At 64.8% G+C, this 19,862-nt stretch carries 16 protein-coding genes and 1 pseudogene; 12 read left to right on the top strand and 5 right to left on the bottom strand.

Annotated elements, in window-relative coordinates; all coding sequences use genetic code 11:
• Positions 1-3: 3 nt before the first annotated feature.
• The 4 genes from G3I74_RS04340 to G3I74_RS04325 all read left to right on the top strand — a co-directional run bounded on the left by G3I74_RS04340 (position 4) and on the right by G3I74_RS04325 (position 7,440).
• Positions 4-1,503, top strand: coding sequence for a leucyl aminopeptidase (locus G3I74_RS04340; protein ID WP_164210366.1), 1,500 nt, complete (start codon positions 4-6; stop codon positions 1,501-1,503).
• Positions 1,493-1,894 (top strand): DNA polymerase III subunit chi, encoded by a 402-nt coding sequence (locus G3I74_RS04335; protein WP_164210365.1) that lies wholly within the window; start codon positions 1,493-1,495, stop codon positions 1,892-1,894. Before G3I74_RS04340 ends, G3I74_RS04335 begins: the two co-directional genes overlap by 11 nt.
• 6 nt (positions 1,895-1,900) lie before the next feature.
• A complete protein-coding gene (locus tag G3I74_RS04330; RefSeq protein ID WP_164210364.1) occupies positions 1,901-4,696 on the top strand; it encodes a valine--tRNA ligase in 2,796 nt (931 codons plus the stop codon).
• Positions 4,697-4,893: 197 nt separating this feature from the next.
• The gene (locus G3I74_RS04325; protein ID WP_164210363.1) at positions 4,894-7,440 is read left to right on the top strand and encodes a TonB-dependent receptor plug domain-containing protein; all 2,547 of its coding nucleotides are present in this window, start codon (positions 4,894-4,896) and stop codon (positions 7,438-7,440) included.
• Between the two features lie 61 nt (positions 7,441-7,501).
• Here the strand turns inward: G3I74_RS04325 and rimI are convergent, their stop codons facing one another.
• From rimI to pssA, 3 genes are read right to left on the bottom strand one after another with little or no spacing between them, the layout of a single operon-like run.
• A complete protein-coding gene (gene rimI / locus G3I74_RS04320) occupies positions 7,502-7,978 on the bottom strand; it encodes a ribosomal protein S18-alanine N-acetyltransferase (protein WP_164210362.1) in 477 nt (158 codons plus the stop codon).
• Positions 7,978-8,424, bottom strand: a complete 447-nt coding sequence (locus G3I74_RS04315; protein WP_164210361.1) for a hypothetical protein — start codon at positions 8,422-8,424, stop codon at positions 7,978-7,980. Before G3I74_RS04315 ends, rimI begins: the two co-directional genes overlap by 1 nt.
• Positions 8,411-9,217 (bottom strand): CDP-diacylglycerol--serine O-phosphatidyltransferase, encoded by an 807-nt coding sequence (gene pssA, locus G3I74_RS04310; RefSeq protein WP_164210360.1) that lies wholly within the window; start codon positions 9,215-9,217, stop codon positions 8,411-8,413. The genes G3I74_RS04315 and pssA overlap by 14 nt, the downstream gene beginning before the upstream one ends.
• Before the next feature lie 133 nt (positions 9,218-9,350).
• On the opposite strand from pssA, the gene G3I74_RS04305 reads away from it, so the two are divergent.
• On the top strand, positions 9,351-11,054 hold the full coding sequence (locus G3I74_RS04305) for a proline--tRNA ligase (RefSeq protein WP_164210359.1): 1,704 nt from the start codon (positions 9,351-9,353) through the stop codon (positions 11,052-11,054).
• A gap of 21 nt (positions 11,055-11,075) precedes the next feature.
• On the opposite strand, the gene G3I74_RS04300 is transcribed toward G3I74_RS04305, so the two are convergent.
• The gene (locus G3I74_RS04300) at positions 11,076-12,185 is read right to left on the bottom strand and encodes a mechanosensitive ion channel family protein (RefSeq protein ID WP_164210358.1); all 1,110 of its coding nucleotides are present in this window, start codon (positions 12,183-12,185) and stop codon (positions 11,076-11,078) included.
• Positions 12,182-13,120, bottom strand: a complete 939-nt coding sequence (gene trhO / locus G3I74_RS04295; protein ID WP_164210357.1) for an oxygen-dependent tRNA uridine(34) hydroxylase TrhO — start codon at positions 13,118-13,120, stop codon at positions 12,182-12,184. Before trhO ends, G3I74_RS04300 begins: the two co-directional genes overlap by 4 nt.
• Positions 13,121-13,470: 350 nt before the next feature.
• Between trhO and rpsB the strand changes: the two are divergent.
• The 7 genes and pseudogenes from rpsB to rseP form a co-directional block, all read left to right on the top strand.
• Positions 13,471-14,241 (top strand): annotated as a pseudogene (gene rpsB, locus G3I74_RS15840) (30S ribosomal protein S2); the annotation flags it as partial.
• 338 nt (positions 14,242-14,579) lie between these two features.
• Positions 14,580-15,449 (top strand): translation elongation factor Ts, encoded by an 870-nt coding sequence (gene tsf, locus G3I74_RS04285; protein WP_164210355.1) that lies wholly within the window; start codon positions 14,580-14,582, stop codon positions 15,447-15,449.
• 17 nt (positions 15,450-15,466) lie between these two features.
• On the top strand, positions 15,467-16,210 hold the full coding sequence (gene pyrH, locus G3I74_RS04280) for a UMP kinase (RefSeq protein WP_164210354.1): 744 nt from the start codon (positions 15,467-15,469) through the stop codon (positions 16,208-16,210).
• Positions 16,211-16,298: 88 nt separating this feature from the next.
• Entirely contained in the window at positions 16,299-16,856 is a 558-nt protein-coding gene (gene frr, locus G3I74_RS04275) for a ribosome recycling factor (RefSeq protein ID WP_164210353.1), read from the top strand.
• A gap of 1 nt (position 16,857) precedes the next feature.
• A complete protein-coding gene (gene uppS, locus G3I74_RS04270; protein WP_338063055.1) occupies positions 16,858-17,586 on the top strand; it encodes a polyprenyl diphosphate synthase in 729 nt (242 codons plus the stop codon).
• A complete protein-coding gene (locus G3I74_RS04265; RefSeq protein ID WP_164210352.1) occupies positions 17,579-18,379 on the top strand; it encodes a phosphatidate cytidylyltransferase in 801 nt (266 codons plus the stop codon). The genes uppS and G3I74_RS04265 overlap by 8 nt, the downstream gene beginning before the upstream one ends.
• 62 nt (positions 18,380-18,441) lie before the next feature.
• Positions 18,442-19,812 (top strand): RIP metalloprotease RseP, encoded by a 1,371-nt coding sequence (gene rseP, locus G3I74_RS04260; protein WP_164210351.1) that lies wholly within the window; start codon positions 18,442-18,444, stop codon positions 19,810-19,812.
• Positions 19,813-19,862: the final 50 nt, after the last annotated feature.

Genomic DNA, 19,862 nt, shown 5'->3' with positions numbered 1-19,862 from the left:
TTCATGCAGTTTACAACCACCCAGGATTCCCCCGTCAGCGTCGGCAGCGACTGTCTCGTTCTCGGTCTTTGCGAAGATCGGCAGTTCGGACCCGGTATGGCAGCCGTGGACCAGGCCAGTGACGGGTTTCTTACCCGTTTGCTCGAAAGCGGTGATCTGCCGACCAAATCGGGCAAGACCGTGCTTTTGCATGCGGTTCCAGGGATCGCCGCAGCGCGGGTCCTGGTCACCGGGCTGGGTAAGGCGGAAAAACGCGATGGCGTGGCTTTCTACAACGCCGTTCGAGCCGCTGGCAAGGCGCTGCGCCAGTCGCGCGCAACCAGTGCTCACTGCCTGCTGACCGAAGCTGAAGTGGCCGACTGCGATTCGCCAACCCAAATCCGACTGGCGGCGCTGGGGCTGGCGCACGGTAACTATGTCTACACCGCCACCAAGAAACCCGCCGCCGATGCCGCGCCGCCGACCGAACAGGTCAGCTTTGCCGACGGCGACGGGGTCCAGGCCCAGCTGGCCGTTGCCCACAGCATTTATCAAGGCATTGAGCGGTGTCGCGACCTGGGCGACCTGCCGCCCAACCTGTGCAACCCGCAGTACCTGGCCGATAGCGCCCGCGCGATGGCCGAGCACCACGACGGGCTCGACGTCGAGATCCTCGACGAACAAAAGATGACCGAGCTGAAGATGCACAGCCTGCTCGCCGTCGGTCAGGGCAGCGCCAATGAGTCCTACCTGATCCACCTCAGCTGGCGCGGCGGCAACGCCGACGATGCCCCACTGGCGCTGGTCGGCAAGGGCATCACCTTCGATACCGGCGGCATCTCGCTCAAGCCGCGCGATCTGATGGAACAGATGAAGTTCGACATGTGCGGTGCCGCCACCGCCATCGGCGTCATGGAGGCCGTCGCTCGCCTGAAGCTGCCGCTGAACGTCGACTGCGTCGTCGCCGCGGTGGAAAACATGCCCGACGGCAAGGCCTATCGGCCCGGCGATGTCATCACCACCATGTCCGGCAAGACCGTTGAAGTGCACAACACCGACGCCGAAGGCCGCATGATCCTGGCCGATGCCCTGACCTGGACGGGCAAGTTCGTCAAGCCGTCGGCGATGGTCGACATTGCGACTCTGACCGGCGCCTGCGTGGTGGCTCTCGGCCACCACGCCAGCGGCATCATGACCCACGACGATGCGCTGGCCGATGAACTGCTGAGCGCCGGCACCCGGGCCGCCGACCGCGGCTGGCGGCTGCCGCTGTGGGACGACTACCAGGAACAGATCGACACCCCGTTTGCCGACATGAAAAATATTGGCGGCATGCCGGCCGGCAGCGTCACCGCCGGCTGCTTCCTGTCGCGCTTTACCGAAGGTCAGACGTGGGCGCACCTGGACATCGCCGGTTCGGCCTGGCAATGGGGCAAACCCGAAAGCGCCACCGGGCGACCGGTCGGCATGCTGGTGCAGTGGCTGGTGGATCGGGCCGGGGGCTGGGGCGTCGTTGAGGGTTGACTTCTACGAAATGGGCGGGCGGTTTACCGACCCGCTGTTCGTTGCCGGCGTGCTGGTTGGCCGCGCCTGGCCGCAGGCAGCCACGATAGCCCTGGTGGCCCGACGGCCCGAGCTTGAAGCGCTGGATGAACTGCTGTGGAAGACGCCGGAAGGGCGCTTTTTGCCGCACGGCATCAACCAGCCCGAGGCCCCCATCCGGCTGCTTGAAGAGGCACCGGACAGCGCCCAAGTCCTGATCAACCTCGATCCCTCGGCGCCGCTGCCCGGCGGTCGCTTCGAGCGCGTTCTGGAAATCGTCCCGCCGGATGAATCGCTCAAGCAGCCGCTGCGCGAGCGCTGGAAAGCCTGGAAAACCAGGGGCGCCGACGTTCACCACCATTTACTCAAGTAGAGTTCAATGGACAAGACCTATAACCCGCACGAACTGGAGCAGCGCTGGTATTCGCGCTGGGAACAAAGCGGCTGCTTCATGCCATCGGGCCAGGGCGAGCCCTACTGCATCCTGCTGCCGCCGCCGAACGTCACCGGCACCCTGCACATGGGTCATGCCTTCCAGCACACGCTGATGGACGCGCTGATCCGATATCAGCGCATGCGCGGACGCGACACGCTGTGGCAGGTCGGGGTCGACCACGCCGGCATCGCCACGGAGATGGTCGTCACCCGCCAGATCGAGGCCGAAGGCGGCAAGCGCGACGACTACGCGCGCGCCGATTTCATCGACCGGGTGTGGCAGTGGAAGCACGAGTCCGGCTCGACCATTACCCGGCAGATGCGCCGTCTGGGCGCCTCGGCCGACTGGTCGCGCGAGCGCTTCACCATGGACCCCGACCTCAGCGAAGCGGTCATCGAAACCTTCGTGCGGCTGCATGAAGAAGGGCTGATTTATCGCGGCCCCCGCCTGGTCAACTGGGACCCGGTGCTGCAGACGGCCATCTCCGATCTCGAGGTCGTCAACAGCGACGAGCAGGGCAAGATCTGGTCGATCCGCTATCCGCGAAGCGACGGCCGCGGTGACGTGGTTGTGGCAACCACGCGACCCGAAACCCTGCTGGGCGATGTCTGCGTCGCCGTTCACCCCGACGATGCCCGCTATCGTGACCTGGTCGGCCAGAGCCTGGAACTGCCGCTGACCGGCCGGCAGATTCCCGTCATCGCCGATGACTACGTCGATCCCGAGTTCGGCACCGGCTGCGTCAAGATCACCCCGGGCCACGACTTCAACGACTGGGAGGTCGGGGCCCGCCACGGCTTTGCGCCGATCAACATCTTCACGCCCACGGCTACCATCAACGACCGGGCCCCGGCGCGCTACCGCGGCCTGGACCGCTTCGAGGCGCGCGAGCGCGTCATTGCCGATCTCAAGACCGAAGGTCTGCTGATCGAGGAAAAACCCCACGCCATGGTCGTGCCGCGCGGCGACCGCTCCGGTCAGATCGTCGAGCCCTACCTGACCAACCAGTGGTTTGTGAAAATGGACCAGCTCGGTCAGCTGGGACTGGAAATGGTCGAGTCCGGGCAGGTCGAGTTCGTGCCCGGCAACTGGATCAACACCTACCGCCACTGGATGGAGAACCTGCAAGACTGGTGCATCAGCCGCCAGCTGTGGTGGGGTCATCGCATCCCGGCCTGGTACGACGACGACAACAACATCTACGTCGGTCGCAGCGAAGACGAGGTTCGCGTGCGCCACCAACTCGGCGACGACATCGTGCTGCGCCAGGATGCCGACGTGCTCGAGACCTGGTTTTCCTCAGCCCTTTGGGCGCACTCGACGCTGGGCTGGCCCGACCCGGAACGGATGGCGGCAGAGGGCTTCGATCGCTATCTGCCCACCAGCGTCCTGATCACCGGCTTCGACATCATCTTTTTCTGGGTCGCCCGCATGATCATGATGACCGGCCATTTCACCGGCAAGGTGCCCTTCGAGCAGGTCTACATCACCGGCCTGATCCGCGACAGTCACGGTCAGAAGATGTCCAAATCCAAGGGCAACGTGCTCGACCCCATCGACCTGATCGACGGCATCGAGCTGGACCAGCTGGTCGACAAGCGCACCAGCTCGATGATGCAGCCGCACCTGGCCAAGCGCATAGCGAAAGCCACGCGCGAAGAATACCCTGACGGCATTCCCGCCTTCGGCGCCGATGCCCTGCGCTTCACCTTTACCGCGCTGGCCGGGCACGGCCGCGACATCAAGTTCGACCTGGCCCGCTGCGCCGGCTACCGGAATTTCTTAAACAAGCTCTGGAACGCGGCCCGCTTCACCCTGATGAACGTCGGCGATGCGACCTTGCCGGTTCCCGCCGAAGGTGAACTCGACACCCTGTCGCGCTGGATTCTGTCGCGCCTTGACCGCACCATCACCGAGGTTGACGAGGCGCTGTCGGACTATCGCTTCGATCTGGCCACCCGCGCTTTGTACGAATTCGTCTGGAACGAGTTCTGCGACTGGTACCTGGAGCTGTCCAAACCGGCGCTGCAGGAACAAGCCGCAGCCCGCGATCCGGCGACCGCGCGCGCCACCCGGCACACGCTGGCCCGCGTACTCGAGACCACGCTGCGGCTGCTGCATCCGTTCGTGCCCTTCATCACCGAGGAAATCTGGCAGCGCGTTCGCGTCCCGGCGGGCGTCGAGGCCGACAGCATCAGTCAGACCCGGTGGCCGCAGGCCGCCGCCCCGGATCCACAAGCCGAGTCTGACGCCGAGTGGCTCAAGGCCGTGGTTTCGGCCATTCGCTCGGCCCGGACCGAGCTTAACCTGGCGCCGGGCAAACCCATGCCGCTGTTGATCGAGGAGGGCAGCCCGGCCGACCTCGCCCGCCTCGAACGTTTTGGCGACCTGATCCGCAGTCTGGCCCGGCTGGCGCACATTGAGCCGGCCGACGACCGTCACGATCCCGCGACCTGTGCGACCGCACTGGCCGGCGAGCTTCGCATGCTCATCCCGCTGGCCGGCCTGGTGGATGTGACCGAGGAGCTGGCGCGACTGGACAAGCAGCTGGAGCGGGAGAAAAAGGGCCTTGAAAGCGTAGCCCGAAAGCTGGGCAACGAGCGTTTCGTTGCCAACGCCCCGGCGGATGTGGTGGAAAAGGAACGCGTGCGGCGCGGCGAGCACGAGAACGCGATCGCCGACTTAACCGAGCGCATCGAGCGCCTGCGGCACGTCGACGCAAGCCACACCCCCTCCTGAAAACGCTTTAACGAGACGTTTACGCCTCGCCCACAAACTTGTGGGTGATCGCGAAAGCCACTCGCGGCAACGTTCCAGTATCGCCGATGCGCTGGCGAAACGGTTGAAATAGGGCCGCAACTCCGCTATTGTGCGATGCGAACTTTTAACAAAAGTTTAAAAACATCCCCTGCAGACACCACGGAGAAAAACCAGACATGCTCATCGATCAGAACAAACAGTGCCGCCTGGCGCTCGCCATCAAGACCGCCCTGGTAGCCGGCACGTTTTCCCTCGTAAGCACTGTCGCGCTGGCGCAGTCGACCGACTCGGCCGAAGAGCAGGCCGAGGCCGCCAACACCATTGATCGAATCGCGGTCACCGGTACCCGTCGGCGCGACCGCACCGTCACCGACAGTTCCGTGCCGATCGACATCATTTCGTCCGAGGCGCTGGAGCAGACCGGCCTGAGCGAAACCAGCGCCATCCTGGCCCGCGTGCTGCCCAGCTTCAACTTCCCGCGGCCGTCGATCACCGACGGCACCGACCAGATTCGCCCGGCGCAGCTGCGCGGCCTGGCACCCGATCAGACCCTGGTACTGATCAACGGCAAGCGTCGTCACGCCTCCGCCCTGCTCAACCTCAACGGCTCGGTGGGCCGCGGCTCGTCCGCCGTTGATCTCAACCTCATTCCGCCCAACGCCATCGAACGCATCGAGGTACTGCGCGACGGCGCGGCCGCCCAGTACGGCTCCGACGCCATCGCCGGGGTCATCAACATCGTCCTGAAAGAGGGCGTGGAGCGTTTCAATGCGTCGGCCATCCTCGGCCGCCATCAGACCGGGCTTGACGGCGTGCCCCGTCCGGGTCCGGTGGCCGTGGGCGAGGACGGCTCGCTGGTCGTGTCCGAAGGCGCCAAGCGCACCGCCCGCGACGGCAAGACCGTCACCGCCCGGCTCGGCGGCGGTTTCGAGGTCGGCGAAGAAGGCTATTTCAACATCGCCGCCCAGTTCCGCGATCGCGACAGCACCAATCGCTCCGGGTTCGATCCGCGCCAGAACTATCCCCTGCTTGAAGACGGCAGCTACGACCCGCGCGAATTCCGCTTCGACCGCATCAACCACCGCTACGGCGATCCCGAAGTCAAGGAAATCTCCGCGTTCTTCAACGGCGCCGTGCCGCTGGGTTCGATGGAGCTGTATACCTTCGGCAACTATGCCTCGCGCGAAGGCGATGCCGGCGGCTTCTACCGCCGGGCGCTGGATGGCCGCAACGTGCTCGAAATCTATCCGGACGGCTTCCTGCCGTTGATCACCACCGATACCGACGACTCCAGCCTCGCGGCCGGCGTGCGCGGCGAGATCGGCGAGTGGTTTGTGGATGCCTCAATTGTCTATGGCACCAACGAGCTGGACTTCGGCGTCATCAACAGCTTAAACCGCTCGCTCGGCCCCACCAGCCAGACCGAGTTCGAGGCCGGCAGCCTGCGCAACCATCACATGGTCTATAACGTGGATGCCAGCAAGCTGTTCAACATCGGTGACATTCCCACCAACATCGCCTTCGGGGCCGAATTCCGCGACGAGGAATACGAACTGGGCGCAGGCGAACCCAACAGCATCGTCGAGGGACCTTTCGGCGGCGCGGCCGGCAGCCAGGTCTTCCCGGGCTTCACGCCGGAATCGGAGATCACCGGCGAACGCGACAACACCAGTCTGTACGCGGAGGTCGATGCCGACCTGACCCAGCGTCTGAACGCGTCTGCCGCGCTGCGCTACGAGGATTACTCGGACTTCGGCTCCACCCTGAACTGGAAAGTCGCCGGACGCTTCCAGGCCACGGACGCCTTCGGCCTGCGCGGTTCCGTTGCAACCGGCTTCCGGGCGCCCTCGCTGGCCCAGCAGTCGTTCACCTCCATCGCGACGGTGTTCGTCGACGGCGTCCCGACCGAGACCGGCACTTTCCGCCCGGACAGCGATGTCGCCCGGGCGCTGGGTTCGCCGGGGCTGGAAGAAGAAACCAGCTTTTCTTACTCGCTCGGCTTCGTCTGGCAGCCCATGCAGCGCCTCAACATCACCGCTGACTTCTTCCGCATCGATATCGACGACCGCATCGTGCTGTCGGAAAACCTCTCCGGTCCCGGGATCGAGGAACTGCTGGCAGGCACCGGCGCCAATCGTGCCCGGTTCTTCCTGAACGGCATCGACAGCGAAACCAAGGGCGTGGATATCGTCAGCACCTACAGCCTGGTGCTGGAAGAACGCGGAACGCTGGACTTCAACGCCGGCTTCAACTACACCGACAACAAGGTGGCCGATGTGCTGCCGCCGCCGGATGAACTGGCCGAAGTCGGCGTGACCGAAGACAACCTGTTCTCCAGCCGCGAGCAGCGTCGCTTCGAGATCGGTTCACCGAAGTCAAGCTTCAACTTCGGCGCCACCTGGCGCTACGGCAACTGGCGGGTAACCGGACTGACCACGCGCTTCGGCCGTACGGTCGATCCTCAGTCCGATCCCGCGCGCGACCAAAAGATGACGCCGAAATGGGTCACCGATCTGGAAGTCGGCTACCGGCCGAGCGAGAACTGGTCGATCGCGGTCGGCGCCAACAACCTGCTCGACGTCTACCCGGACACGCGCGAGGAAATGAACGACCGGGCCGGGGTCGGTACCACGACCTTCAACCGGATTTTCCCCTACTCCTCGTTCTCGCCGTTCGGCTTCAACGGTCGCTTCGTCTACAGCCGGGTGACCTTCGAGTTCTGATCAGCCGATCAGTATGAGCTTGTCGGCCGGGTCCATTTGGGCCCGGCTTTTTTGCCTCTGGCTAACCGGAACCGCCGTCCAGATAGCGGACCATGACCAGCGCGTCTTCGCGTCCGCTCTGGACCGGGTAATAGCCCGGCCGGCGCCCGACCTGGCTGAAGCCGCTGCGGCCATAAAGTCGGATCGCCCCCCGGTTCGACGGCCGCACCTCCAGAAACAGCCGATCGGCTCCGGCCACGGTCACCTCTGCGCTGACGTGCTCGAGCAGCAGGGAGGCCAGGCCGATGCGGCGCCGCGACGGATGCACGCAGAGGTTGAGCAGGTGGGCCTCATCCAGGGCCACGGAGTAGATCGCGTAACCGCACAGCCGGTCGGCGTCGGTCAACACCAGACAGCGATAGCCGATGCGCAGGCAGTCCCGGAAGATGCCCGCGCTCCAGGGGTGGCTGTAGGACGCCTGCTCGATCTCCATGACCGCCGGCACATCGTCCCCGACCATGGGGCGGATTGCCAGGCTGGGCTCGCGAACGGCTGCCATCAGGCGCTCAGTAACGGTCGCAGCGTCGTCCAGAACCGGCGCCGGGCACTCGCGCTGCCGGCGATTTCGTCCAGGCTCGGCGCCTGAATCAGTCCGGGCGCATCCATGACCCCAGGCGCAGGGCCGAAGGCAACGATGTGGACAATCCCGCGCGCCGAAAGCTCCGCTACCGCCAGCCCGGCGGTGCCACCCGTCGACCATTGGCCGAAGCGGCACTGATCGGCGCCCAGCAGCGCGGTAATATCGGCCATCAGCGTCGCCTGGCTGCCGTCCCAGGGCCGTTTCTGCACCAGCAGCCAGGATCCATCGCCCGAAGCCAGCCGAACCCGGGGCTCGGCGGCCGGTTCATTCTCCGCGGCGGCCTGCCCGGCCCGCACGCGCCGGCGCCAGACCTCGATACCCATGGCCGCCAGGCGGCTGTAGCTTGCCGAATCAGGAACCGCCATCGCGCTTTTCCCGGCGTCGCCGATGGCGCTGCTGGTAGCGGCCGCGTACCGTCATCACGGGACCGGACAAGGTGTAGACAATGCCAATGGTGAACAGCACCGCCGGCAGGTCGATGGCCAGCAGCACGATAACGACCAGCAGCAGGAAAATCCAGGCAAACGGGACCCGGTCGGAGGCCGGCCAGGCCTTGAAGCTGAAATAACGCACCCGCGAAACCATCAGGGTACCCAGCAGAATGGTCACCACCAGCAGCGGCCATGCCACGGTTGCCGGGTCGATGTCCCGGCTGATACTGAACCAGACCGAGGAGAGGATGGTTCCGGCGGCCGCCGGGCTGGCCAGGCCCTGGAAATACGCTTTTTCAGCGACCCCGGCCTGGGTATTGAAGCGCGCCAGCCGCAGCGCGGCGCAGGCGGCATAAAAGAACGCACCGAGCCAGCCGAGCTTGGCGGCCACCGTGTCCGGGTGACCGAGATCGCCCAGCGCCCAGGTAAAAACCAGCACCGCCGGAGCAATCCCGAACGAGACCATGTCGGACATGCTGTCGTACTGGACGCCGAAATCCGACTGGGTGTTGGTCAGGCGGGCGATACGCCCGTCGAGGCCATCGAGCAGCCCGGCGATCAGGATGGCCACGCAGGCAGCCACCGTCTGCTCATTGATGGCGGCAACAATGGCATAGAAGCCAGCCATGAGCGCGGCGGTTGTAAAGGCGTTGGGGAGCAGGAATGCCCCCCGGGCCGGACGTCGATCGCCCTTGTCGGCATTCAACTCTGGCGGCGGTTGCGGCATGGCGAGGCGCGGCAGAAATCGGTGTCTGCACAGATTATCACCAATGCTGAAAGACCTGACCGCCGCAACCGGCTTCCCGGCGGGAATCGCGGTAGAATCCAGCCAGCCTTCACATATCGAACCAACCTGACCCATGAAGACTTCCGCCTTTCATCTCGCCACCCAGCGAGAGGTGCCCGCCGATGCCGAAATCGTCAGCCATCAGCTGATGCTGCGGACCGGCATGATCCGCAAACTGACTTCCGGCATCTATACCTGGACGCCATTGGGGCTGAAAGTTCTGCGCAAGGTCGAGCAGGTTGTGCGTGAGGAAATGGACCGCTCGGGCAGTCTGGAGATGCTGATGCCGTCGGTGCAGCCGGCCGAACTCTGGCAGGAAAGCGGGCGCTGGGATGACTTCGGACCGCTGCTTTTGAAAATGGCTGACCGGGCCGGGCGCGAATTCGCCTTCGGTCCGACCCACGAGGAAGTCATTACCGAGTTTGCCCGGGCCGAAATCCGCTCCTACAAGCAGCTCCCGATCTGCTTCTACCAGATTCAGACCAAGTTCCGCGACGAGATCCGGCCGCGCTTCGGCGTCATGCGCGCGCGCGAGTTCCTGATGAAAGACGGCTACTCCTTCCACATGGACGAGGCCTGCCTGGGGCGCTTTTACCAGGTCATGTTCGACACCTACACCCGCATCTTCGAGCGTCTGGGTCTGGAGTTCAAGGCGGTTGAAGCCGACAGCGGCGCCATCGGCGGTGCGGTCAGCCACGAATTCCATGTCCTGGCCGATTCCGGCGAGGACCAGATCGCCCACGTCCCGGGCAGTCGCTATGCCGCCAACGTCGAGCGGGCCGAAGCCGTTGCCGAAGGCGAGGCAAACGCGCCGCAGGAAAACCTCCAGCTGGTCGACACGCCCGATGCCCGCACCATCGCCGACCTGGTCAAGCAGTTCGACGTGCCGATCGAGAAAACGATCAAGACCCTGGTGGTCGAAGCCAGCCGCTCCTCGGGCCAGGCGCTGGTCGCGCTGCTGCTGCGGGGTGATCACGAACTCAACGCGGTCAAGGCCGAAAAGCACCCGGACGTGGCCAGCCCGCTGCGCATGGCCACGGAGGAAGAAATCCGCGACGCCATCGGCGCCGGACCTGGCAGCCTCGGACCTTTCCGCCTGCCCATTCCCTGCATTGCAGATCGCCAGGTGGCCTTGATGAGCGATTTCGCGGCCGGTGCCAACAGTGACGGTCAGCATTACTTCGGGCTCAACTGGGGGCGCGACGTCGCCCTGCCCCGGACAGCCGACCTGCGCAACGTGGTCGCCGGCGACCCGGCCCCCGACGGCTCCGGCGCGCTGGAACTGCTGCGCGGCATCGAAGTCGGCCACATCTTCCAGCTCGGACGCAAGTATTCCGAGGCCATGAACGCCGTGGTCATGGACGAAAACGGGCGCGCCGTGCATCCGGCCATGGGCTGCTACGGCATCGGGGTTTCGCGCATCGTCGCCGCGGCCATTGAACAGAACCACGACGACAACGGCATCATCTGGCCCGAACCGATGGCGCCGTTCGACATCATGATCCTGCCGCTCAACGGCCACAAATCGCACCGCGTGCGCGAGCTGGCGGAAAAGTTTTACGGCGAGCTGCGCGCGGCCGGCCGGGAAGTCTTGCTGGAAGACCGCAATCTGCGCGCCGGGGTGATGTTTGCCGACGCCGAACTCATCGGCCTCCCGCACCAGCTGGTCATCGGCGACCGCGGCCTGGACAAGGGCGTGGTCGAATACCGGCGGCGCGGCGGCGAGAGTCGCGAAATCGCGATTGATGATGCAGTCGGAATCCTGACGGTGGATTGAGCGCGCGTAACCCGTAACCCGTCAATCCTCAGCCTTCCCCCGCATCCAGACATCGCGCTGCGGAAAGGGGATTTCGATCCCGGCCTGGCCCAGCTCCTTGTAGACCTTGATGTAGAGTTCGTGGCTGACCAGGCCGCGCTGGGACGGATGATTGACCCAGCACAGCAGCTCGAAATCCAGGCTGGAGTCGCCGAAGCCGCGCATGCGAACGCGAGCTGAAGGGTCGGCACAGACCGACGGGTGATCTTTCGCCACACTCTCCAACAGTTCGACCACCGCTTCGGCGTCCGAGCCGTAGGCCACGCCCACTTTCAAACGAATGCGAAACTTGACCCAGCGGCCGCCGGACTCGTTGTAGATCTTGGAGTTCGCCATCTCGGAGTTCGGCACCGTGATCTCGACATCATCCCGGGTCATCAGACGGGTTGAGCGAATACCGACCCGGGTGACCTCGCCGCGCTCGCCGCCGTCAAGCACGATGTAGTCGCCGACCTTGTAGGGCGCATCGGCGATGATGAAGAAGCCGGCAAACAGGTTGGCCAACGTATCGCGAGCGGCAAAGCCAATCGCGATACCGATCACGCCGGCCGAGGCCAGCCAGGCGGTGGGGTCGATCTCCCAGACTATCAGCAGCGCATACGCCGCCGTGCCGATGACAACGAGGGTCAACATCAGATCGAACAGCGGCAGCGTGCGCTCTTCGATGATGTTGAAACGATCGCGAACGCGTCCCAGGATCTCCAGCCCGACGTGGCCGGCACGCATGCCCGACTTGACCAGCCGCAGGATCAACAGGCTGAGCAGAACATTGATCAGCACGCCCTCGACCCGATCGCTCAGGCCGAGAACCTGGATCGCCAGCACGGCCGAAATATAGGCCACGATCAGGGCGGCAACGTTGGCGACAATGCGCAACAGCCGCGTATCCAGGCCGCTGTCGACGCCGGAGGTCAGCTTGCCACCCCAATGCAATACGATCATTCGGCCAATAATCGCCTGGGCCAGGCCGACGACCAGCACGACCAGCGCCAATGCCGGCGGATAGGCGGCAAGAAAATCCCAGGCGCCGATCAGCGCAGCCGGCAACCAGTCCGGCGCCTCGGTTGGCGGCACGCCGTTGGCGGTACTCATGTGTTGGGGACTTCCCGCTGGTCAGGCAACGGCGCCTGCGGACCCAGGTGGGACTGGCCGCGCGCGTGCGCCAGCGCGATCTGGCGCACGCGCTCGCGCACGCCGTCCAGCCGCTCCGGCTCGAAATGGCGACCGCAAAGCCGGCAATCACCGACCCGGTTCACCGGCGGCATGCCGTCGCTCGGCAGATCGTCATGCGGATGGCGACAACCGGCGCACACCGGGCGCTCGCTGGGCTTGAGCTCGTGATCCACGCTGACCCGATCGTCGAACACGAAGCACTCGCCGTCCCAGAGCGAAGGCTGACCGGCGTAGCGCTGCAGGTAAGCCAGAATCCCGCCGCGCAGATGGTAGACCTTCGAAAACCCGTCCGCCAGCAGTCTGGCGCTGGCTTTTTCGCAGCGCACCCCGCCGGTGCAAAACATCGCCACCGGTTGTTCCGGGTCCAGGTGATCGCGCGCCCAGTCGGCAAACTCGGTGAAACGGTCGATACCGGGATTGGCGGCACCGCGGAAACTGCCGATTCGATACTCGTAGTCGTTGCGGGTATCGACCAGCTGAAGGCCGGACTGCTCCAGCAATCGATGCCAGGCTTCCGGGTCCAGCGCCTCGCCGGTGCGCGCCCGGCCAGGATCCAGCGACGCATCGAAAGCGATGATCTCGGAGCGAATGCGAACCTTCAGGCGCAGAAACGGCACCGCTGCCACCGGCTGTCGATGGAGCACCGGATTGTCGATTCCGCATTCGCCAGCCAGCCGGACCAGCCATTCATCCAGCGCGTCCGGGCGGCCCCCGAGCGAAAAGTTGATCCCTTCCGGCGCGATCAGCACCGTGCCAAACAACTGCAGTTCGCGGGCCCAACCCAGCAGGCGGTCGCGCAACACGGCAAGATCGGACAGCGGGACGAACTGGTAGGCGCTGATCAACTCGTTCATGGCGTCATTGTAAGTCGTCGCGCCGCCGACGCGCGCAGATCAGCATGGCTCTGCACGGAAAACACGAGAATGTTGTTGCAGCAGCCCGCACCGCAGGGCTACAATTGCAGGGATTTGCCGAGCCGGTGATTGCTCGGCGGTCAAAAAACACACGCTGATCGTGACCTGCGTGCGGGGTTGCCCGCGTCGGATCGGAACCGGAATCTCCGGCTTTCGCCCGCCGCCAAGGTTCGCATGCAAGGGATCAGCGGAGGCCCAAACCCCGGACAAAGCGCGCACCACCGTCGCAGCGGCCATAGACCGTTCGCCCAGCTCAGCGCCTGCGTCCAGCAGAAACAAAGGAACCTGCAATGCCCAACGTTACCATGCGCCAGATGCTTGAAGCCGGCGTGCACTTCGGTCACCAGACCCGCTACTGGAACCCCCGGATGGAGCCGTTCATCTTCGGCGCCCGGGGCAAGATCCACATCATCAACCTGGAAGAATCACTGCCGCTGCTCAAGGAATCGCTGGATTTCCTGAGCCGTCTGGCCAGCCGCCGCGGCACGATCATGTTCGTCGGCACAAAGCGCGCCGCCGGCCAGGCCATCGCCGAGGAAGCGCAGCGCTGCAACAGCCCCTATGTTTCGCATCGCTGGCTCGGCGGCATGCTGACCAACTTCCGCACCGTTCGCGGATCCATCAATCGCCTCAAGGAACTCGAGCAGATGGAAAGCGACGGCAGCTTCGAGCGCCTGGTGAAAAAGGAAGTGCTCCAACTCACCCGCGAGCGCGACAAGCTCGAGCGCAGCCTGGGCGGCATCAAGGACATGAACGGCCTGCCCGACGCCCTGTTCGTGATCGACGTCGGCCATGAGTCCATCGCCATTGCCGAGGCCCGCAAGCTCAAGATTCCGGTCGTGGCGGTAGTCGACACCAACCACTCGCCGGAGGGCATCGACTACGTGATCCCCGGCAACGACGACGCCATCCGCGCCATCCGTCTTTACACACAGCTGGCTGCAGACGCCATCCTGGAAGGACGCGCATCGGCGCCGACGACCGCCGGCAATGCCGATGAATTCGTCGAACTCGACGCCGAAGGCAACCCGGTCGAGTCTGAAAGCGACGACAAGGCGCCGCGCAAGGCCGGCGGGCGTGTGGCCAAGAAAACCGCTCGCAAGAAAACCGCAGCCAAGGCCGCTGAACCAGCGCCCGAAACAGCGCCCGAAACACCGACCGAGGCGCCGGCTGAAACCGCCCCGACGCCGGAGACTGCGCCGGTCGAGCCGGCCCAGGCCGCGCCCATCACGAACGAGGCGGAAGCTGAAGCAACCGCAGAAGAAGCCGCCGAACCCAAAAAGGCTGCTGCCAAGAAGACGACCAAGAAAAAGGCCGCCAAAAAGAAAACGGTGACCAAAGCGGCCGCGGCAAAAGACGGCGACGCCTGAAGCCACCCGAATTGTCAAGGAAACCAAAGATGAGCATTACCGCAGCACAGGTCAAGGAACTCCGCGAGCGCACCGGCGCCGGAATGATGGAGTGCAAAAAGGCGCTGGTCGAGACCGACGGCGACATGGACACCGCCATTGAGCATCTGCGCAAGTCCGGACTGGCCAAGGCCGACAAGAAATCCGGCCGCGTCGCGGCCGAGGGCAGCGTGATCCAGGCCGGCGATGAGCACCACTCGGTCCTGGTCGAAATCAACTGCGAAACCGATTTCGTCGCCAAAGACGCCAATTTCCGGGCATTCGCCGAGGAAGTCGCCGAGCTCGCCCTGAACGTGGACAGCATCGACGCGCTCAGCGCAGAGAGCCTGGCCAGCGGCCAGAGCGTGGAAGATACCCGCCAGCAGCTGGTCGCCAAGCTGGGTGAAAACATCCAGCTGCGCCGACTGGCGCATCTGAAGACCGACAATGGCGTTGTTGCCAGCTACGTTCATGGCGGCCGCATCGGCGTCCTGGCGGCCACCACCGGCGACGACGTCGAGCTGGCGCGCGACATCGCCATGCACGTGGCCGCGCTCAACCCGGCCTATCGTGACGTCGCTGACGTGCCCCCCGAAGCAGTGGCAAAGGAAAAAGACATCCTCGTCGCCCAGGCTGCCGAAAGCGGCAAACCGCCGGAAATCATCGAGAAGATGGTGTCCGGTCGGCTGAACAAGCATCTGGCCGAAATCACCCTGACCGGCCAGCCGTTCGTCAAGGACGGGGATATCACCGTGGGCAAGCTGGTCAAGGGCAAGGGCATCGAGGTGCTGGAGTTTGTTCGCCTGGAAGTGGGCGAAGGTATCGAGAAGGAAGAAAGCGACTTCGCCGCCGAAGTCATGCAACAGGCTCGGGGCGACTGATCGGCTCCGTGGCAGGCATGTCCGACAGCGATGACAACGCCGCGAGCAATGCGCCGCACGGCATTCGCCGGGTACTGCTGAAAATCAGCGGCGAAGCCCTGCTGGGAGAACTGGACTACGGCATTGACCCCAAGGTCAGTTCGCGTATCGCCGCTGAAGTGGCGGCGGTCATCGAGGCCGGCGTCGAGATCGGCGTGGTCGTTGGCGGCGGCAACATCTTTCGCGGCAAGGGGCTTTCGGCCTCCGGCATCGACCGGGTCACCGGCGATCACATGGGCATGCTGGCCACGGTCATGAACGCGCTGGCCATGCAGGACGCGCTCGAGCGGGCCGGGGTGACCACGCGAGTGATGTCGGCGGTCTCGGTTCGAGAGGTCTGCGAGGATTACATTCGCCGACGCGCCATTCGACACCTGCAAAAGCAGCGCGCCGTGATCTTTGCCGCCGGCACCGGCAACCCGTTCTTCACCACCGATACCGCGGCCAGCCTGCGCGCGATCGAGATCGGGGCCGATCTGATGATCAAGGCCACCAAGGTCGACGGCATCTACACCGCCGACCCGATGACCGACCCGGAAGCCCGCCGCTACGACCACATCAGCTACGACGAGGTGATCGAGCGCAAGCTTCAGGTCATGGACACCAACGCCATCGTGCTGTGCCGCGACCAGTCGATGCCGATCCGCATCATCAACCTCAACCAGCCCGGTGAACTGCAGCGCCTGATCACCGGCGAAAACGTGGGGACGCTGGTCGGCTGAACGAGATCGGCTGCCGGACGGGGCCGCTGTGGACTTACAATGCCGGATTGACCGCCTTAAAAAGGCGCAGGCAATCAAGAGGTAGATCATGCTCAAAGAGATCAACGGCGAGGCCGACTCGCGCATGGCCAAAAGCGTCGGGGTTCTGCGCACCGAACTGGCCAAGATTCGCACTGGACGGGCGCACCCCAGCCTGCTCGAACACGTCACCGTCGACTACTACGGCTCCGAAGTACCGCTCAACCAGGCCGCCAACATCAACGCCGAGGATGCCCGCACCCTGAGCGTGGTCCCCTTCGACAAATCCATGGTCGGCAAGATCGAGAAAGCCATCATGACCTCCGACCTCGGGCTCAACCCGGCCACGGCCGGCGTCAACATTCGGGTGCCGCTGCCGGCGCTGACCGAGGAACGGCGCGCCGACCTGGTCAAGGTGGTCCACCAGGAGGGCGAACAGGCCAAGGTCGCCATTCGCAACATTCGCAGAGACGCCAATCATCAACTCAAGGAGTTTCAGAAAGAAAAGGAACTCACCGAAGACGATGTCCGTCGCGGCGAGACCATGATCCAGCAGCTCACCGATCGCTACGTTGCCGAGGTCGACGAACTCGTCGGCGTCAAGGAAAAGGAACTGATGGAGATCTGAGGTGAGTGACGCCGTCGATGTTCCTCGCCACGTCGCCATTGTCATGGACGGCAATGGGCGCTGGGCCATGCGCCGCGGAAAGCCGCGCTCGTACGGGCACCAGGCCGGCAGCGATGCGCTCAAACGCACCATCGAAGCCGCCATCCGGCGCGATATCGAGGTGCTGACGGTCTTTGCCTTTTCCTGCGAGAACTGGCGCCGGCCGAGAACCGAGGTGCGCAAGCTCCTCGACCTGTTTCTCAAGGCCCTCAACAAGGACGTGCGCGAACTGCACCAACACGGCGTGCGGATCAATTTCATCGGTGGCCGCTCCGTTTTCAATCCCAGCCTGCGTAACGGCATGGCGCAGGCCGAGCAGCTGACCTGCCGCAATCAGCGGCTGCAGCTCAATGTGGCGGTCAACTACAGCGGCCGCAGCGACATCGTTGCCGCCGCCCGGCGAATCGCCGCCAAAGCCGCCACCGGCAATCTGGCCGCCGAAGACCTGACCGAGGAGCACCTTGGTGAAGAGCTGACCCTGGCCTGCCTGCCGTCACCGGACCTTTTCATCCGGACCGGCGGCGAGAAGCGTCTGTCAAACTTTCTGCTCTGGCAAATCGCCTACACCGAACTGTATTTTTCCGAGGTGCTGTGGCCGGATTTCGGCGCCGAGGCGCTGGATGAAGCCCTGATGGACTATGCCGGTCGCGAACGTCGCTTCGGCGGGTTGAGCCAGGTCCAGAGTGCTTAAAACCCGGTTTCTCACCGCCGTGGCCATGGCGGCCGTGGGCCTGGGATTGCTGTTCTTCCTCCCGCCGGCAGCGTTTTCGATCGCCGCCGGCGTTTTGCTGTTGGGGGTCGCCGGCCGGGAAGCGGGTCGACTGGCCGGGCTTCCCGAGCCAATCCAGTGGCTGGCGTTTGCCGGTTGCCTGCTGCTGGTCGCGCTGGTTTTACACCTTTTGCTGAATTCGGCTCTGCCGGGGCTGGCGCTGAGCCTGGCGGTGCTTGCCTGGCTGGTCATGCTGCTGTGGCTGGGACAGCCGAACTTCGGGCGCCATCTGCGCGGCCTGAAGCTCGTCGCCCTGGCCGTTATCTTGCTGAGCGCCTGGCTGTCGCTTTCGCTGCTGCAGGCGCAATCGCCGTGGCTGGTGCTGCTGGTGGTCGGCATTATCGCCGCAGCCGATATCGGCGCCTATTTCAGCGGCAGGGCCATCGGCGGGGCGCGTCTGGCGCCGCGCATCAGCCCGGGCAAGACCCGCGCCGGGGCGCTCGGCGGTCTGCTGGCCGCAACCCTGGTCTCGGCCGGCACCGCGCTGGCCTTCCCCGGGGCGCCGTTCGCGCCCGGCCCGGCCGCAGCGATCGGTCTTGTCCTGGCCGCCGTGTCGATCGGCGGTGATCTGCTCATCAGCCTGTTCAAGCGCCAGCAGGGACTCAAGGACAGCTCCTCGCTGCTGCCCGGCCACGGTGGCCTGCTGGATCGCTTCGACAGCCTCGGCGCCGCGCTGCCTTTCTTCGCGCTGGCCTGGTTATGGTGGGGCCAGTGAGCGAACCATTTGCTCCCGGCATTGCCCATACAATACGCAGCCCATAGGATTCGCAAATTGGCATGGACATATTAGGCCCCGTTTTCTGGTTGCTGGTCGCACTCGGCCTGCTCGTGACCTTTCACGAGTTCGGACATTTCTGGGTTGCGCGCCGCTGCGGCGTACGGGTTTTGACGTTCTCGGTCGGGTTCGGCCGCGCCCTGTTTTCGCGCACGGCGCGCGACGGCACCTGCTACCAGGTCGCTGCCATTCCCCTGGGCGGCTACGTCAAGATGCTCGACGAGCGCGAGCAGACCGTGACGCCCGAACATCAGCACGAAGCCTTCAACCGCAAGCCGGTCGGCCAGCGCATGGCCATCGTTGCCGCCGGCCCCGTATTCAACCTGATCTTTGCTGTCGCCGCTTTCTGGTTGATGTTTGTCGTCGGGGTGCCGGAAACCCGCCCCGTGCTCGGTCCGACCACCGGCCTGGCGGCCGAGGCCGGCCTGAACGAAGGCGACATGATCACCCATGTCGACGGACGTCGGGCCGATTCCTGGACCCATGCGATGCTCGGGCTGATGAAGCCGGCGCTGGACCGCAGGGAAACAACCGTCGAGGTCGAGAATCGCTCCGGCGCCACCCGCTCGGTGCGACTGCCGCTGGGGCAGTTGGGCCCCGATTTCAACGAAGAAGACACGCTGGAACACCTGGGCATGCAGCCGTGGCGACCGCCGCTTCCGCCACGCATCGGCGAGGTTCAGGCCGGCTCAGCCGCCGATGCGGCCGGCCTGGCCGCCGGCGACCGTCTGGTCAGCATCGGCGACGAACCGGTTTCGGACTGGCGCGACATCGCCACGCTGATCCCGGCCCAGGCCCTGGACGAAAACGGCGAAGTTCGCACCATTGACCTCACGGTCGAGCGTGACGGCCGGGTGCTCGAACGCAGCATCACGCCGGCGCTCGACCAGGGACGTCCGGTCATCGGTATCCAGGCACCACCGCCCGACGCCGCGACCCAGGCCGAAATGCAGCGGGCGTTTGTCGTGCTGCGCCACGGCCCGGTCGAGGCGCTCGGCCAGGCCGTGGGTGAAACCTGGCGTCTGACCACCGCCACTCTGGGTATCCTGGGCCGCATGATCACCGGCAAGGCTTCGCTGAGCAACCTGTCGGGGCCGATCACGATCGCGCAGATGGCCGACAGCTCGGCGCAGCTGGGGCTGTCGCGGTTTCTGTTTTTTCTTGGTCTGATCAGCCTTTCGCTGGCCATCATCAACCTGATGCCCATCCCCATGCTCGACGGCGGCCACCTGCTCTACTACACGGTTGAGGTGATCAAGGGATCGCCGGTTTCCGAGTCGATCCAGATTGCAGGTCAGTACCTGGGGCTGGTCATGGTGCTGGGCCTGATGAGTCTGGCCATATTTAACGATATCTTACGTCTGATCACCTAAACTGCGGCGCCCTGCGGGGAGCATTTACCGGGGCCAAACGGAAAGGAATC

The organism is Wenzhouxiangella limi, assembly GCF_010499265.1.
Classification (GTDB): domain Bacteria; phylum Pseudomonadota; class Gammaproteobacteria; order Xanthomonadales; family Wenzhouxiangellaceae; genus Wenzhouxiangella; species Wenzhouxiangella limi.
Note: the sequence above shows the minus strand (reverse complement) of the source record. Positions and strands in the feature narration are given on the sequence as shown.